Origin of the sequence: Mesorhizobium sp. IMUNJ 23232 (assembly GCF_044326205.1) — a bacterium.
GTDB lineage: Bacteria > Pseudomonadota > Alphaproteobacteria > Rhizobiales > Rhizobiaceae > Kumtagia.
Genome location: NZ_JBIRCY010000162.1, coordinates 1 through 1,052 on the forward strand (window position 1 = coordinate 1; position 1,052 = coordinate 1,052).

The 1,052-nt window shown below is 58.6% G+C and carries 1 protein-coding gene; it reads right to left on the bottom strand.

The window, feature by feature from the left end; genetic code table 11:
- A protein-coding gene (locus ACH196_RS38105; RefSeq protein ID WP_396651988.1) for an IS5 family transposase occupies window positions 1–737 on the bottom strand; the annotation gives its coding sequence in 2 pieces (ribosomal slippage) (window positions 1–408 and window positions 411–737; 735 coding nt annotated over the 2 pieces). This gene is flagged as partial in the annotation.
- Between the last annotated feature and the right edge of the window lie 315 nt (window positions 738–1,052).

Sequence of the window (1,052 nt, forward strand, 5' to 3'; positions counted from 1 at the left end):
GACGAAGCCGAGGTAAGACTCCTTTGTCTTGTCGTATCTGGTGGCGACGCGGCGCCAGTTCTTGAGCTTGTTGAACAGCCGCTCGATCAGGTTTCGCCACTTGTATTTCTCGGCATCGTGTGGCGCGGGGTCCTTGCGGTTGCGCTTGGCCGGGATGACGGCCTCGATCTCGGCCTTGGCCAACTCCTCTCGAATGGCGTCGGCATCGTAGCCCTTGTCGGCCAGAAGCGCTTCGATCTTATCGGCGATCATCCGCAGCAGCGGCGCGAAGCCTTTGATGTCGTGCGCTTCCCCGCCCGTCACGACGAAGCCGAGCGGGCGGCCTTTGGCGTCGCAGCGGGCATGCAGCTTGGTGGTGAAGCCGCCGCGCGAGCGACCAAGCGCCTCCGTCTGCTGAGTCCCCTTTTTATGCCGGCTGCGCAGTGATGCGCCCGGACAATCGTGCTGTCGATCATGTCGGCGGTACTATCTCGCTCGACCATTTCCGCCAGACTTTCCAGCATGGCATCGAACACGCCGGTTTCGACCCATCGCCGGTAGCGGCGGAACACGCTGTTCCACTTGCCATATTCGTCGGGCAGGTGCCGCCACTGCGCACCCGTGCGCGCCATCCACATCATGCCTTCGAAGTAGAGCCGGTTGTCTTGTGCCGGCCGACACCCGCGTCCGCGCTCAGGCGGCAGCAAAGGCCCGATCAGTTCCCATTCCTCGTCCGTCAGACCAACACGTTCGCCCAAGGCTGCCTCCAAAAAGAAGCCTTGAATCAAAACCGGATTCTCCAGTCAACCTTTGTCAACGGACGCTAAATTATGCAATAAAATAAATATATTAGAATGAAATACCGAGAACTACCCGCCCAAACGCCCGCCAAAAAATAAAGCAACCGCTTGCTACGGGATGATAGGAGATGGACCGATCTCGCTGGAGCCGAGCTCAACACGCTTGCTCGCCGACAGGTTTAAGAGTCAGTCCGGTAACTTTATGATGGATTACAAAGTCTTCTGATCATGAGGCGGATGGAGGCGAGCTTTAGGAAAGCGAGTGCCCTGGCG